This is a genomic window from Veillonella parvula (assembly GCF_945949885.1).
GTDB classification, from domain to species: Bacteria; Bacillota; Negativicutes; order Veillonellales; family Veillonellaceae; genus Veillonella; species Veillonella parvula_B.
The window spans coordinates 39,065-54,198 of record NZ_CAMFFZ010000010.1 but is presented as its reverse complement, the minus strand read 5'-3'; the positions used below and the strand labels follow the sequence as shown (position 1 = coordinate 54,198).

17 protein-coding genes and 1 pseudogene are annotated in these 15,134 nt (G+C 37.6%); 3 read left to right on the top strand and 15 right to left on the bottom strand.

The window, feature by feature from the left end:
• Positions 1-35 precede the first annotated feature (35 nt).
• The 9 genes from Q7O55_RS04635 to ylxM form a co-directional block, all read right to left on the bottom strand.
• Entirely contained in the window at positions 36-1,109 is a 1,074-nt protein-coding gene (locus Q7O55_RS04635; protein WP_303928799.1) for a hypothetical protein, read from the bottom strand.
• A gap of 75 nt (positions 1,110-1,184) precedes the next feature.
• Positions 1,185-1,838 (bottom strand): NAD(P)H-binding protein, encoded by a 654-nt coding sequence (locus Q7O55_RS04630; RefSeq protein WP_303928797.1) that lies wholly within the window; start codon positions 1,836-1,838, stop codon positions 1,185-1,187.
• Positions 1,835-2,665 carry a tRNA (guanosine(37)-N1)-methyltransferase TrmD gene (gene trmD / locus Q7O55_RS04625; protein ID WP_303928796.1) on the bottom strand — a complete coding sequence of 277 codons (831 nt, stop codon included), beginning with the start codon at positions 2,663-2,665 and terminating at the stop codon, positions 1,835-1,837. The genes Q7O55_RS04630 and trmD overlap by 4 nt, the downstream gene beginning before the upstream one ends.
• Positions 2,666-2,785: 120 nt before the next feature.
• The gene (gene rimM, locus Q7O55_RS04620) at positions 2,786-3,283 is read right to left on the bottom strand and encodes a ribosome maturation factor RimM (RefSeq protein WP_303928795.1); all 498 of its coding nucleotides are present in this window, start codon (positions 3,281-3,283) and stop codon (positions 2,786-2,788) included.
• On the bottom strand, positions 3,283-3,690 hold the full coding sequence (locus Q7O55_RS04615; RefSeq protein WP_303928793.1) for a YlqD family protein: 408 nt from the start codon (positions 3,688-3,690) through the stop codon (positions 3,283-3,285). Before Q7O55_RS04615 ends, rimM begins: the two co-directional genes overlap by 1 nt.
• Before the next feature lie 14 nt (positions 3,691-3,704).
• Positions 3,705-3,932 (bottom strand): KH domain-containing protein, encoded by a 228-nt coding sequence (locus Q7O55_RS04610; protein ID WP_004695567.1) that lies wholly within the window; start codon positions 3,930-3,932, stop codon positions 3,705-3,707.
• Between the two features lie 21 nt (positions 3,933-3,953).
• Complete coding sequence (gene rpsP / locus Q7O55_RS04605) at positions 3,954-4,217, bottom strand: 30S ribosomal protein S16 (protein WP_004695565.1); 264 nt, start codon at positions 4,215-4,217, stop codon at positions 3,954-3,956.
• Between the two features lie 60 nt (positions 4,218-4,277).
• On the bottom strand, positions 4,278-5,630 hold the full coding sequence (gene ffh / locus Q7O55_RS04600; protein WP_303928791.1) for a signal recognition particle protein: 1,353 nt from the start codon (positions 5,628-5,630) through the stop codon (positions 4,278-4,280).
• A complete protein-coding gene (gene ylxM / locus Q7O55_RS04595; protein WP_004695559.1) occupies positions 5,620-5,955 on the bottom strand; it encodes a YlxM family DNA-binding protein in 336 nt (111 codons plus the stop codon). Before ylxM ends, ffh begins: the two co-directional genes overlap by 11 nt.
• A 208-nt stretch (positions 5,956-6,163) precedes the next feature.
• On the opposite strand from ylxM, the pseudogene Q7O55_RS04590 reads away from it, so the two are divergent.
• Positions 6,164-7,491: pseudogene (locus tag Q7O55_RS04590) on the top strand (FAD-containing oxidoreductase).
• Positions 7,492-7,702: 211 nt separating this feature from the next.
• Here Q7O55_RS04590 and Q7O55_RS04585 read toward each other — a convergent pair.
• The 5 genes from Q7O55_RS04585 to Q7O55_RS04565 form a co-directional block, all read right to left on the bottom strand.
• Positions 7,703-8,206 (bottom strand): hypothetical protein, encoded by a 504-nt coding sequence (locus Q7O55_RS04585; protein ID WP_303928790.1) that lies wholly within the window; start codon positions 8,204-8,206, stop codon positions 7,703-7,705.
• Positions 8,207-8,230: 24 nt separating this feature from the next.
• Positions 8,231-8,557: an STAS-like domain-containing protein gene (locus Q7O55_RS04580; protein ID WP_303928789.1), complete on the bottom strand. Its 327-nt coding sequence runs from the start codon at positions 8,555-8,557 to the stop codon at positions 8,231-8,233.
• Positions 8,544-9,551 (bottom strand): hypothetical protein, encoded by a 1,008-nt coding sequence (locus Q7O55_RS04575; protein ID WP_303928788.1) that lies wholly within the window; start codon positions 9,549-9,551, stop codon positions 8,544-8,546. Before Q7O55_RS04575 ends, Q7O55_RS04580 begins: the two co-directional genes overlap by 14 nt.
• Positions 9,552-9,811: 260 nt before the next feature.
• Positions 9,812-10,339 carry an ECF transporter S component gene (locus tag Q7O55_RS04570; RefSeq protein WP_303928786.1) on the bottom strand — a complete coding sequence of 176 codons (528 nt, stop codon included), beginning with the start codon at positions 10,337-10,339 and terminating at the stop codon, positions 9,812-9,814.
• Positions 10,340-10,510: 171 nt separating this feature from the next.
• The gene (locus tag Q7O55_RS04565; RefSeq protein WP_303928785.1) at positions 10,511-12,685 is read right to left on the bottom strand and encodes a cation-translocating P-type ATPase; all 2,175 of its coding nucleotides are present in this window, start codon (positions 12,683-12,685) and stop codon (positions 10,511-10,513) included.
• Positions 12,686-13,098: 413 nt separating this feature from the next.
• Here Q7O55_RS04565 and Q7O55_RS04560 point away from each other — a divergent pair, with 413 nt between their 5' ends.
• On the top strand, positions 13,099-13,752 hold the full coding sequence (locus Q7O55_RS04560; RefSeq protein ID WP_303928783.1) for a YigZ family protein: 654 nt from the start codon (positions 13,099-13,101) through the stop codon (positions 13,750-13,752).
• A 23-nt stretch (positions 13,753-13,775) separates the two neighbouring features.
• Here the strand turns inward: Q7O55_RS04560 and Q7O55_RS04555 are convergent, their stop codons facing one another.
• On the bottom strand, positions 13,776-13,961 hold the full coding sequence (locus Q7O55_RS04555) for a hypothetical protein (RefSeq protein ID WP_303928781.1): 186 nt from the start codon (positions 13,959-13,961) through the stop codon (positions 13,776-13,778).
• A 195-nt stretch (positions 13,962-14,156) separates the two neighbouring features.
• Here Q7O55_RS04555 and Q7O55_RS04550 point away from each other — a divergent pair, with 195 nt between their 5' ends.
• Positions 14,157-15,047: a LysR family transcriptional regulator gene (locus Q7O55_RS04550; RefSeq protein WP_303928779.1), complete on the top strand. Its 891-nt coding sequence runs from the start codon at positions 14,157-14,159 to the stop codon at positions 15,045-15,047.
• The last annotated feature ends 87 nt before the right edge of the window (positions 15,048-15,134 follow it).

Here is a 15,134-nt window from a genome sequence, read left to right as displayed (position 1 = left end):
ATAAACCTCCTAATATTGTCCCTTTATATTCATAGTCACCGGTTAAACATATAAGCTTTATCGGCTTCATTAAGATTGTGTACATTAAGGAATTTATCGCGCCCACCACTATCCCGTTGGCGAACCATATAGGCATAGGAATCAAGCACATGTGACTTTCGCATTGTACCATTAATGAGCTCCTGTTCCTCTGGCGTCAACTTTCCTGGCTCGCACACCTTAACGCGAGTTTGCCCATCTACGTTAGTGATAATATAAGCAGACTTAGCATCATAGAATACAATGACTTCACGCCCTTCTTGTAAGTCCTCACCTTCATTTCTTATATCTCCGTCTAAAGAATCAATTAAATCTAATGCTGTACTAACAGGATCTAAACTGGAAGTATATACATATTCATTATCCGAATCCGCCTTAGAATAATACACTGATGTATCATGCATATGCTCTTTTGCGGTGTATGGAAGCCCGAACGTAGCACGTACGTCATGCCAATTATAATCCTTATCAACTCCAACAAGAAAAGCCATAAATAGCACGGCATAGCCAATTGCACCAGCGATTGCTCCAACTCGCTTTTTCAGACGCTTATTACGCATCTTTTTATTAATCGCATCAGCCGCTGCATCTTTACAGAGGCGAATATGTGTCAAAGGTACACGTGCGCCTTCGGCAAACATTATTTCGCCTTTAAACCAGTTTTCTTCAAAAAATACACTAGCACCGCCTTCACAAGGCAATTGATATTCCTTATACCCTGCCCGATCACCTACAGAGGCGCCACTATCACCATCAACTGCTACAACCTTTTCTAAGCCGATTTGATGTAAGGTAAAGCCCTTAGGAGTACGTTTACGATAGGATGTTCTGGATACGGTACACCACTCATTATCATTGTATTCAATAGTGACCCATATTTTATCTGTTCCCTCTACAGCCTCAAGACCATATTCATGCCAATAATCACCAGGCGACTTTTGCATAGACGGCTTAGCCTTATAGGCTTGTTCCTGATCAGCTTTTGGAATAATCTCATTATATTTAATTTTTTCAGTTATTACATAACGGCTGCCCTGAACCTCAAGGACATCGTAACAATTAAACTCCATAAACAACCTCATTAGAGTAGCAATAACTTAATACGTGTCTAAACTACTCTCTCTCCTAAACGGGATTTAATGAAATTAATCATTAAAGTAGCCTGCACGTTCATGAATCGTTTCATTTTCAAGAATAGAAATACCATATTGCTGACCTAAGGTAGCTTTTACAAGCACATTGGCTACATCAGCAGTCTTTACAGGTTCTTGACTCATTAATATATGAGCCTTATTGATTACGCCGAACACAGCGCAACTAATGCGCTCTATTAATTTCGGTTCTTCACGAATCAACGTAGCTGGACGAGCAATGACAATCGCTTCAAAAGGCAGTTCCAAAATGATCTCTTCCAGCTGCCCTTTCATAGACAAGTAAAAGAATGGAGATTTTGGATTTGCTCCCAAGGAAGATACTAAACCATATTTTTTAACGCCATTTTGAGCAGCGATGCACGCCATTTCGTACTGGTAGGTATAATCTACCATCCATTGAGCTTCTTTAGTGCCCGCTTGTTTACGATTTGTGCCCATAGCAGAAAATAGAATATCACCTGTTACGAGATGAGCCCACTCACGAGGTTCATCAAAATTAACAATATGGACTGTTACCTTTGGAAATGTAAACGTAACAGGACGACGTACGAACACATGAACTTCTTGGACTTCATGATTATCGATTAACATATCCACAATATGATGACCCACTGCACCAGTAGCGCCTAATACTAAAGCTTTCATATTTCACCTTTATATCTTTCAGACTCTTCTTCTACAACTTCTTTTAAAAGCTTAATTTCTTCTTTTGTTAATGACCGTTCCAATAAATCAGGGCGCAATAATCGTGTTCGTTTTAACGCTTCCTTTTGACGCCATGCGGCAATATTTTTATGATGACCACTACGCAATACCTCCGGTACAATCCAGCCTCTAAATTCTGGTGGCTTTGTATATTGAGGGCATTCTAAAAGAGGCTGATAAAAAGAGTCCTCTTGTGCTCCGCTAGCTGCACCTAACACACCTGGAATCATACGAGCTACCGCATCAGCAACTACCATGGCTGGCAACTCACCACCAGTCAATACATAGTCACCAATAGAAATCGTTTCATCTACAAGATGTTTCTCTACACGATAATCTACACCTTCATAATGACCACAAATAAGGACCACTTGATCATAGCTAGCCAATTCACGAGCCTTCTCCTGTGTGAAAGGCTGTCCTGTAGGTCCCATAAAGATAATGCGGCGTCGTATACTTTCATTAGAATTACCAATAAGACTCATTTCATCACACATCTCATCTGTGGTATAAGTATCATTAATATCACTATCATATTGAGCAATAACGGATTCTACAGCTTCAAAAATAGGAGGTGCCATCATAAGCATGCCAGCACCGCCACCATACGGCGTATCATCTACTTGACCATGTTTATTATGACTAAAGTCCCGAGGGTTAGTTACACCCATAGATAAGCGTTTCGCTTCGATAGCCCGTTTTATGATGGAATGACTAAAAAAAGCATCAAAAAACTCAGGAAATAAAGATACAATATCGATACGCATAGACCGTCCCCTGTACTTATTAACTCACATTAACTCATTAGTATTATCTATATATAGCTATATTATATAACTTTTACGATAATATACCTATATGTAGATAAAACAAAACCGCCCAAATGATTATATCCATTCAGGCGGATCTACGATCATCAATTTATTTTTCACATTGATGTCTTTAACGACCTCTTCAATGGCTGCAAATAATTGATCTGGTTCCCCATCTTTGGAAACCACATAGACATCATTAGCACCTGGTTGTAATACATCAGTAACTGTGCCAAGCACGTTACCCATAGTATCTTGTACCTCAAGACCAATGATATCAAAAATATAGTAACGACCTTCTGGCAATTCCACTAAATCTTCACGACGCACTTGAATTTCTTTCTTACTGAATAGTTCAGCCGTATTGCGATCAGGAATTTCCTTAAAAGATGCTAAAACAAATTGCTTGTGAAATCGTGCGGATGCAACGTGGTATTCTTTACCATCGATGTAACAGGCATCCATATGCATAAACCGTTCTGGAAAATCAGTTTGAGGCATAATACGAAGATCACCCCGCACACCGTGCGGGGCGATGATAACACCTATTGTGATGAAATCGTTATGCTTCATTATTGACGAAACGCAACGATCTTACCGTCTTCTAATAGGATTTCAGCGCCCATCAAGGCATCCAAATTATCCCCGATTTTAACGGTAACTGTTTGCTCTAATGTACCTTGAGGAATTTCAGTTCCTAAAGACAACTCCTTAGCATCCTTCAATTTAGCTGTTACTTCTTCTTTGAAAGCCAAGCGTTTATTTTTTTCTTCGTCGATTTGTTGACGAATAGCAGTAAGACTTGTAGCATCAACTTTAGCTGCATCAGCCAAAATACGTTGGGCTTGAAACTCAATTGCTTCCAAATCTTTATTTACCATATCAAGGCGAGTTTCAAGATCGGATATAATTTTTGCTTTCAAGTCGTCTGTTACTTTTGCTTTTACTGCTACAGGGACACGTAATGTCATTTCTTCCATCGGAATACTCCCTTTTAGACAATATCAACAGATATCTTTTTGTTCTCTTTAATAGCCGCCGCTTTCACCACAGATCGAATCGCTTTTGCAATTCTACCTTGCTTTCCGATGACTTTGCCCATATCCTCTGGGGCTACATGAAGTTCGTAAACTTCAACATTTCCCTTTTGGACCATGGTAACAGAAACGGCATCAGGCTGCTTCACTAATGATTTCGCAATTAATGAAATTAATTCTATCATCACAGTATGCCTCTCTATTAATTACTTTTTAGCGTCTGCAAATTTTTGCATAACGCCTTGTTTTTTGAACAAGGAGCGAACAGTGTCAGTAGGCTGAGCACCTTTAGCTAACCAAGCCAAAGCTTTTTCTTCGTCTACATTAACGATAGCTGGTTGTTTAGTAGCATCATATTGACCAATTGTGTCAACAGGACGACCTTCACGTGGAGCACGTGCGTCAGCAACTACGATACGGTAGAAAGGAGCTTTTTTAGCACCTAAACGAGTCAAACGAATTTTTAACATTGTGAAATTCACCTCCTTATACTGATGTAAATGGACAAGTTCAGCGCCCCTGCCCATGTATTACATAAACGGTAATTTAGGCATTCCAGGGAAGCCGCCCTTACCGCCACGTAAACCTTGCATGCGCTTCATCATCTTCCGCGCTTCTTCAAATTGTTTCAACAAGCGATTTACATCTTGAACCTGTGTACCAGAACCTAAAGCAATACGCTTGCGGCGAGAACCATTAAGAATACTTGGGTTTTCTCGCTCTGCCGCCGTCATGGATGTAATGATAGCCTCAATACGACGCACCTCTTTACTATTCAAATCAAGGTCCTTTAATTGATCCTTAATTTGCCCCATGCCTGGCAACATGCCAATAATATTTTGTAATGGCCCTAACTTTCTCACCTGATTCATCTGTTTTAAGAAGTCATCCAAGGTGAAATTGTTTTTTGCCATTTTCTTAGCCATTTCACGAGCTTCTTCTTCATCGATGGCACCTTGAACATTTTCAATCAATGTTTTAAAGTCGCCCAAATCTAGGATACGAGAAGCCATGCGGTCTGGATAGAATACATCAAAACCATCCATTTTTTCGCTCACTCCAGTGAACTTAATTGGCAAGCCTGTTACAGCTTTGATAGACAGTGCGGCACCACCACGTGCATCACCATCGAGTTTAGTAAGAATAACACCATCAACACCTAATTTCTCATTAAATGTTTGCGCTGTTGTTACCGCATCTTGACCAATCATGGAATCTACAACGAGTAAAATTTCATGAGGTCGAACAGCAGCTTTAATGTTGGACAACTCATCCATAAGGACTGCATCTATAGCCAAACGACCTGCGGTATCGATGATAACAACATCTTTCAGCATATGTGTGCTTTGCTCTACGGCGCGACGCGCAATATCTACTGGATTCGCACTAGGTGTTTCATCTGCAAATACTGGAATATCAATTTGCTTACCTACTACTTGCAACTGAGTAATCGCAGCTGGGCGATATACGTCGGCAGCTACGAGCATCGGACGCTTACCTTGTTTACGTAGGTATACAGCTAGTTTACCAGCAGTTGTAGTTTTACCAGCACCTTGCAAACCAACGAGCATGATAATAGTTGGAGGCTTGCTGGAAATCATGATACGACTTTGCGTACCACCTAAGAGAGCTGTTAATTCATCATTTACGATTTTAATAACCGTTTGAGCAGGGTTCAAGGAACCGAATACCTCTTCACCGAGGGCCTTTTCCTTAATGGACTTAACAAAGTCCTTCGCTACCATAAAGTTAACGTCTGCTTCTAATAGAGCCGTACGTACCTGACGCAACGCAAGATTGACATCATCTTCAGTAATTTTGCCCTTTCCCTTTAAGGATTGAAAGGCTTCTTGCAGTTTTTCTGACAAGCTATCAAATGCCATAATATCCCTCCATTTGCGCCAATACTTGTTGCACCTTAGTCTCGGCCAATACCTCTTTAGGCAAGGTTGCTTTCAACTGTGAAAGCAAGCCTTCCCGTTGTTCATATTGTGCCACCAAGTGCAATTTAGATTCGTAATCATTTAAAATGTGTCGAGCACGCTGTAAGTTATCGTGTACAGCCTGTCGTGATACACCTAACTCCTCAGCAATCTCGCCAAGAGACATATCATCTTCGTGGTGAAGTTGTAAGGACATGCGTTGCTTGTCCGTCAATAATGGTCCATAGAAATCTAAGAGCAAACTTATGAGTACTCGTTCTTCCATTTCTCCACCTCCATCACTGTCAAGTCATATTACTTTACATATACTACAGCATATAAAAAGATGTGTCAAGTAGAAATACTTAACACACTTAATTAATTGCTGTAGTACGGAAGAAACACAGAATTTCTATTTTCTACTTTTATATCTATTACAATGTGCTATAATATCGATATCTAATATTTTCAATATAAAAGATAGGAGGTATTGTATGAATACCAAACAATATGACATTATTGTCTTAGGTTTTGGCAAGGTCGTCGGCAAAACCTTAGCCGCAAAATTTGGCTCTATAGGCAAATCCGTAGCCATGATTGAAGAAAATCCACTGATGTACGGTGGTACATGTATTAATATCGCATGTATCCCTACTAAGACGATGATCATGCCGCATCAAAAGGCTTATCATACGATCAAGTATTAAATCAACGCGAGGTTGTTACATCTCGCTTACGTAATAAAAACTTCGGTATGTTAAATACAAATGAACATGTCGATGTCTATACCGGGCATGGAGCATTCATTAGCAATAAAGAAATCGCCGTTACCGCTGGCGAGGATAAGATTGTATTATCTGCTGACACTATCGTTATTAACACCGGTGCTATAGCGATTAAACCTAATATTTCTGGCATCGATACAGCTACTGGTTTCTATAATAGTACCGAGATTCAACAATTACCTACTCAACCAAGTACATTAGGCGTTATCGGCACTGGTCCTATCGGTCTTGAATTTGCAAGTCTATATGCAAAACTTGGTGCTAAGGTAACTGTATTCAACATCGAATCTAGCATCTTAAAACGCGAAGAACCTATCGTTCAAGAACTAGCTACAGAGTACTTAACTGAGCAAGGTCTTACTATTCTTAATAATGTGACATTAGACTCTGTATCCAATGATGGCGACAAACCAGTTATCATCGCTAATAATCAAAAGTATACTTTTGATGCTGTTCTATACGCTACAGGTCGAAAAGCCAATACAGCTAATATCGGTTTAGAACATACGGACATCACTACTAACGAACGCGGTGCTATTGTAGTTAATGATACTTGTGAAAGCTCCGTCCCTGGTGTATACGCAGTCGGTGATGTAAACGGTGGACCGCAATTCACATATGTATCGCTTGATGACTTCCGTATCGTATTTGGCGCACTTACAGGTAACAACCAATATACCTTAAAAGATCCTAAAAATATTCCTTATACTACTTTCTTAACACCTCCACTTTCTCGTGTAGGTCTTACAGAAGAAGATGCAATCAACCAAGGATATACGGTTAAAACGAAAGAAATGCTCGTATCTACCATGCCTAGAGCACATGTAAACGACTATTTAAAAGGCGCCTTTAAAATTGTTGTGGATGCGGATAACGACTTAATCCTGGGCGCTACACTCTATTCTCAAGGCGCAGAAGAATTGATTAACTTAATAAAAATGGCTATGGATAATAACATTCCATATACATATTTCAAAAATCAAATCTTCACACACCCTACCATGGCCGAAAACCTAAATGACCTTTATAACTTTTAATGCAATAAACAAAATCAATAAACAATTGATACAAGCTGAAAAATAAAAGGGCGCTCATTAGCTAATATATATGCTAATGAGCGCCCTTTAACATTATCTAATATACCTTTTATAGGACAAATATAAGCAAAAAATTAATATAAAGTATAATATTTCAACCTCAAAATTGTAACTCTTAATAAATTTGAATCAATTGCTATTATACTAATATCTATTTATATAAATCACTCAAAATTACTTTTAATTTATAAGTAACATTACTCAGATTACTTCTATATTCACATTCATGATTAGATAAAACATTATAATTATGATTATTTTCACTAACATCCTCCCAAAACTTTGAAAATTCACTAGTACAATAATCTAATGATTCAGTATATTCAAAAGCTTTTTCATGCTTCCTTAAAAGTGAAAACAAATTTTTAATAGTTCTTTGATAATGAGTTACTTCATAGTATTTTTCTTGATTATTAATTTTTGATAAATCTTTTGTCTCAATGATAGTTAATATTTCCCCAATAAAGCGTTCTACAATACGACGTTTACACTCTTTTTCACTATTAGCTTTTCCATAAATAATTGCTAACCAAACAACAACCACAATGGACAAAAGATCTTTAAAGGGTATATAAAAATAATGTTCTTTAGGTAAACATTGTGCTGCTATAATAGCACCACATACACACACACCAATAAAAAAAGTCAAAAGCATTTCGCCTCTATTCTCATATCTCCACTATACACCTTGAATATATTTAGTAATTTCACTAATTAATGATGGTTCATCTTCACATTTTAAATTCAAATAATCAAAAATATCAATTTTTTTAGCTTTTAGCTCTCTCCCTAACACACCAAAACTTTCATCTAGAAAAGAAGATGGATACCCTAAACACCCATCTAAATCACAATTTACAACACTTCTGCTTTGCATTGCAGCTTTAATTTTGGGTTCTAAAAAATTTTTTCTAAATTCTTCACCAGAATACTTTCCTTCTGATGCTTTTCTACCTCCTGGTGTAATCGAAAAGTCTCTTGCAATCGATAGATTAATCAGAGTCACCTATATCTTCTCCTTTTATCTTCCATGAAAATAACGTTCCATGTAATTTATTTTTTAAATCTACATTTATTCTAACACCATCATGATTTATCTCACAATAGCCAAAACCAGAAATCAATCGAGCAGTCTCTATTCTATTAGACTTTAAGAACTCTAATATTTGTGGTAGCCCTTTTCCTCTATTATTTTTTTTTGTCTGAGTTCTAAAAGAGCCTTCTAAGGTACTCTTTAAAATATATGATTCTTTTTGCTTAGTGAAGTGCTTAATGGTATCTTTAATAATTTTTTTCTGTACGGTTGTAGGTATTCCCACCCCCTTATCAAATAAAACAAATTCTAAAAATCCCTTTTTGAACTCACATGCAACTAACCAATGTCCAGAAGTACATGTATAAGCATGCTGCCTTACATTTCCCATCATTTCAATCAAGGAAGCATATAGCTTCTTACTTAAATTACCCTTATCATATTTGAAACATTGATGTCGCTCAGCAAAGTCTAAAACTGATTTTGCTGTCTCTGTTGAAATATCTTTTCCTTCTTCAATTTGCAATGTATCTTCATCATATAATTGAACAGATTTTATAACCTTCTGATTTGTTACAAATTTACTAAAACCATACTTAATAAATAAGCTCCTTGTGTCTTTATTCCTAGGATAATTCCCTCGTATAATCACATTCTTATGATTAGCATCCTTTAAAATAGAAATCAAATACATTAAAGCTGCCGGATCAACAGCATCAACTTTAGAGGAATCAACTTTAATAGCCAACTTTCGTTTATGTACATAATCAATTAATTGATTTAAACACTTTAAAGTATTTTCGGTATTTTCAAGAAGAGAAAAATTATTTGGAACAACAACCTCATCTTTTTGTATCCGTTTTAAAACTCTAATCCTATGTGTTTTTTTATTGTGTTTTTTCTTTTTGAAATTCTTTTTATCAATACGTATTCTAGTAAGCCATTTCTTTCTGCGCCATTTCAACACAATCCCACTCCCCAAAGAAAAATATAATTATCACTAATATCCCTTTCCCAAAACGAGCGTAACATGAGTTTATAAAAAAGTCAAAATTCACTTTTTCATCTCTAATATTAATACTAAATTTTATAGTCTAATTACACAGACACGTTTAAATAGATTTATTCCTAAACTTCCTGAATAACTACTTTTCATTACTCTTAGATTATAAAAAACAAGGATTAAGTTATATCTAAATTCTTCTATTTTAGCATGGATATTCCCATTTAATTTTTTGTAAAAAGCCTACGCACCACAGTTTGCAATTTAGGAGTCAATACAATAGCCACCACAATACCTGCGGCACTTGTAATCAAGGAGTATTGAATTTTGCTAGCTGCTACGACCGCACTTTCAAGAACAAACCACCATGCAAGGAAGTAGCCAAAAGCTGTCCAAATAGCACCGATAATAAGAGCTACCAAGATTCGACCAAAGGATGCAGTAGGTTTATTAATAGATGGTGGCAAATAACCTGCAGTCAAACCACCTACAATAAGGCCTGCAATCCCTTTAATAAAGAAAGAAAACACGATGTATTGTGTATGACCACCAAAGAGATCAAAAAGTGCAGAGCCGATTGCCGCGCCTAAACCACTATATAAACCACCAAATAGAATTGATGTCGTAAAGAGAGCCGCTGAACCAAGATGCACCATGGCTCCACCAGGTATTTCAATGCGAATTGTTGTTGCTACTGCACACAAAGCGGCAATAAAGCCAATATATACTATATCACGAGTCTTTAATTTCATAGCCAAAATCCTCTCTTACTAAACAAATAACTATACTCAGTATAGCAGATGATGTGTACTATAAAAATACCGAGTTTATAGGAATTAAAATATTTGCAACAGAATGGACAAGTTAAAAACAGCACCTATACAATTGTATAGATGCTGTTTTTATTTTATATCATATATCAATTAGATTTTTGCTCGTTTCAAACGAAGCGAGTTACCTACGACTGTTACAGAGCTAAATGCCATCGCTGTACCCGCAATCATTGGATTTAATGCACCTATTGCGGCTAACGGAATACCGATACAGTTAAAGATCAATGCCCAGAATAGGTTTTGTTTAATATTGGTCATTGTCTTACGGCTGAGTCGTACTGCTTGTACCAAGGTATGCAAGTCATTTCGTACGAGAACGATATCCGCCGCCTCTACCGCAATATCTGTACCACTGCCAATAGCAAAACCAATATCTGCCGTAACGAGAGCAGGAGCATCATTGATACCGTCACCAACCATCCCCACTACAAGACCTTTATCTTGTAATTCTTTTACCTTACTAGCCTTGTCTTGAGGCAATACTTCAGCTATAACATGAGTAATACCTGCTTGCTTAGCAATATATTGAGCCGTACGGCAATTATCACCAGTGAGCATCCACACGTCGATACCTTGAGCTTGTAATTCTTTAACAACCTCGATGGTTTCTGGACGTAATTCGTCCTCTACGGCCCACAATGCACTGATGACACCATCTACAGCGAGAACAGATACGGAAGCACCTTGTTCTTCAAAGCGTAAAATATCTTCTTGAACCGCAGTTAAATCATAACCTAGTTCGTTCATCCAACGGCTGTGACCAAGTTGTACAGATACGCCTTGATATGCTCCTTGTAGGCCTTTACCAGGTACATCATCAAAACTTTCTAGTTCAATATCCTTACCTTTATATCCCTGATCTTCACCGTAGTAGACCATAGCCTTTGCAATTGGATGAGATGTGCCACTCTCAAGGGCCATCATAATGGACATATTTTTACTTTCATCGCCACTATAATTTTTGAAAGCCGTCACATCTAGCACACCTTGTGTGAGGGTGCCTGTTTTATCCATAACAACAGCATCTAATTTACCTGCTTTTTCAAGATATTCGGCACTCTTGATAAGTACACCATGTTCTGCACCCAGACCAGAGCCAACCATGATAGATGTTGGTGTGGCAAGGCCAAGAGCACAAGGGCAAGCGATAACAAGTACGGCTGTTGTATTAATGAGCGCCACATTGAGGGAGTCGCCCATGATGAAATACCATACGAGACCCGTCACGATAGCAAGACCGATTATTGTAGGCACAAAGTATTGCGCCACAATATCTGCAATGCGTTGAATACTAGCCTTGGATGTTTGTGCCTCTTCTACAACCTTGATGATTTGAGACAACATCGTATCAGAACCAATACGCTTAGCTTCCATGGTAAAAGCACCACTTAGGTTTATAGTAGCACCAATAACTTCAGAACCAACTTGTTTTTCTACCGGTAAACTTTCACCGGTCAGCATAGCCTCGTCTACGGTGGAGTAGCCATCAGTAATCGTACCGTCTACTGGAATTTTTTCGCCTGCTCGAACCTGTAAAATATCGCCTGCTACCACCTTAGATGTAGGGATGTCCACAAATTCTCCATCACGCAACACATGAGCTGTTGCAGGTTGTAAAGCAATCAATTTTTGAAGTGCTTCAGAGGTACGACCCTTTGCAATTTCTTCTAACAGCTTACCAAGAAGGATGAATGTAATGAGCCATGCAGAGGTTTCAAAGTAAATTCCATGAGGGCCTAGTTCAGGATGAAATTGCCAGTTATAGATACTGAATAAATAGGCTACCGTCGTACCCATTACAACGAGCACATCCATCGTAAGCGCTCCATTTTTTACAGCGCTCCAAGCACTCTTATAGAATATGAGACCAGGACCGAGCTGAGCAATAGTAGCAAGAACAAACTCTACCCATACAGGCAATGCCTGAATACCAAATCGATGTAACGTCATATTAATCATCATCGGTACCGCCATACAGGCGGCAATAATAAGGCGTGTAATATGAGGTTTTAAGTTAACCTTTTCTATTTCTTGCTTTGTTTCGTCTGCTTCTACAGCACCAAAACCAATATTCGTAATGGCATCAATAATCTGTTGTGAATCTATAGTAGCGCCATCTTTATATTCAACGCTCCCCTTTCGAGTTAAGAGGTTGACCTTAACCGATTCTACGCCCTCGACTTTAGAAACGACGTTTTCAACGCGTTTTACACAGGCTGCACAGTGCATACCTGTAATATCAAATTCTTGTTTTTTTACGCTCATATTCACAAGCCTTTCTACTCTGTAGATACATATATCTGATCTTACAACTTACTAGATTATTACAAATCCGTACTATATTTTGTATCTATATACTTAAATATACATCTAAACATCGGTCTATAAAAATGATATATACCATATTATAAATAAAATAGTCATAAACAGGTTTACTAAGAATGTTTTAATATACTCTAAAACTTCAATATATGAACATATTACATGAGTAACTACTCATATATCTATATTTAATAATAACATAAATTCTCATTACGTCAATATCCTACCAAATATAGAGGGTTATTTCATTTTTACAAGGGAATTAACCTCTTTTACCTATACATAGCATTCATAAATAGATTATAATAAAGTGATGATGAATAAACATAAACTTTGATTCCAAAGGAGGTGAATATATGTCTGAATCAATAAGCCCTACGGTAAAATTTACTTCGGTAGCGAAAGAATTTCGCCATGAATATGTTGTTGAAAAATCACGGTTTATAACAACTGTATATCCTTGCAAGACTGAAGAGGAAGCCCAAACCTTTATAAGCCGCATCAATAAAGAATTCTGGGATGCACGTCATAACTGCACAGCCTATGCATTAGGACCACAACAAGAACAACAACGATCTTCCGATAATGGAGAACCATCAGGTACAGCAGGTAAACCAATGCTAGAAGTACTCAAAAAGACTGGCATTACCAATGTAGCCGTCGTCGTAACGCGTTATTTTGGAGGTATTAAATTGGGCGCTGGTGGCTTGATTCGGGCCTATTCACACTCTGTTGCGGAAACCTTACGTCTTGCGCCTAAAGAACTACATACAACACGAACCCGACTACAAGCAAAGATTGACTATTCGCTGTATGGAGCAGTAGAAAGATATGTCCAGGACGAAAAATTACATTATGAAGCAAGCTTTGGTGAATATGTAGACATAACAATCCTAATACCACCTACTGATGTAGAGCACATACAAAAAGAGCTCCAAGACATAAGTCATGGAGCTGCTACTTGTACTGTATTAGATTCTATTGAGGTGGTACTACCACTAGATAAATAATCTAGTTAGTAGATTCCAAACTTTTAATTGCCGTTATTAACTAAACCGGCTATGCCTTGACCGAGTTCACGACGTTTTTCCTTAGTCATAGGATAAGGCCATACTCGTTCTAATTGTTTTTTCCGGCTAATTTTATTACGAGCCGTCATTAATCTACGTGCTTCCCAATTACGAATTGCTTGACTTAAGGTTCTTTTTACCACGCCCATAGTAGTACCTACTTTCTTAACTCTTGCTGTATATCAAAATTTGTGATAAGTATAGAAAGATAATTTAAAACTCAATTTACTTTCTATTACTTTGTTGAATTTAGTATATATAGCATTTTATTAAATGTGAAATGACCGTTACTTAGTTCGTTATAATTTTTATTTATCATATTATGTGTATAATAGGGAGATTCTATGGATACATCTTACTACCACAATTTTATTACCCTTATTCAAACGGGCAATATGACACAGGCCGCAGAGATTCTTCATATTACACAACCAGCGTTAAGTAAGCAGTTGAAATATTTAGAGGCTGAATTTGGGGCTCAATTAATCAACATTAAACGCGGTCAACGAGGATCAAACTTGCAATTAACAGATGCTGGTAAAATCTTCTACGAAAAAGCGCAACAACTCTGCTCTATTGAAGAATCTACATATAATGCTGTACAACAATTGAATTCACGCATTGAAGGTACTTTACGCATTGCGACATCTGCATCTCGTTCAACGCCAATCGTACAGCAATATTTACCAGCTTTTTCCATGAAATATCCATCTGTCCATTTTGAAATTTATGAAGGACTTATGACAAATGTAGTGACCCAACTCATCAACGGTAGCGCCGAATTAGGTATCGCCAATATTCAAATGGTAGATATCGATAAATTCGATATCCTGCTTACCCAAGAAGAGCATTTATACGCTATTTTCCGCCGTGATGTATTCTGGACAGATCGTGAGCATGATACCATCACGTGGGAAGACATAAAAAAATGTCCTCTATCCCTTTCTGGTGGCTCTGTCCGAATGATTATGCAATCTAGCTTAACAGATATGGAGCAACTTAATGCGGTAGCTATAACTACAACAAAAAGCTCAGCTATTGAATGGGCCTCTTCTGGTCGTACAGTTTCTTTAGTCCCAATGGACGCTAAGGAACTTATCAATCATCGCAAAATGGCCCGCATTAAATTGCCAGAATTCTCGGGAGATTTCAAAAAAGCTTTTATCACGCTTAAAGGCCATGCGCTTTCCCCAGTAGCACAGCAATTTATCGACTTCTACAAAGCATATGTATAATCATAATTATACATATTATTACCATACTATGATATTAACAGTCTATATAATTGGTGCCTATGCAATTATATACACCAATTCAATACA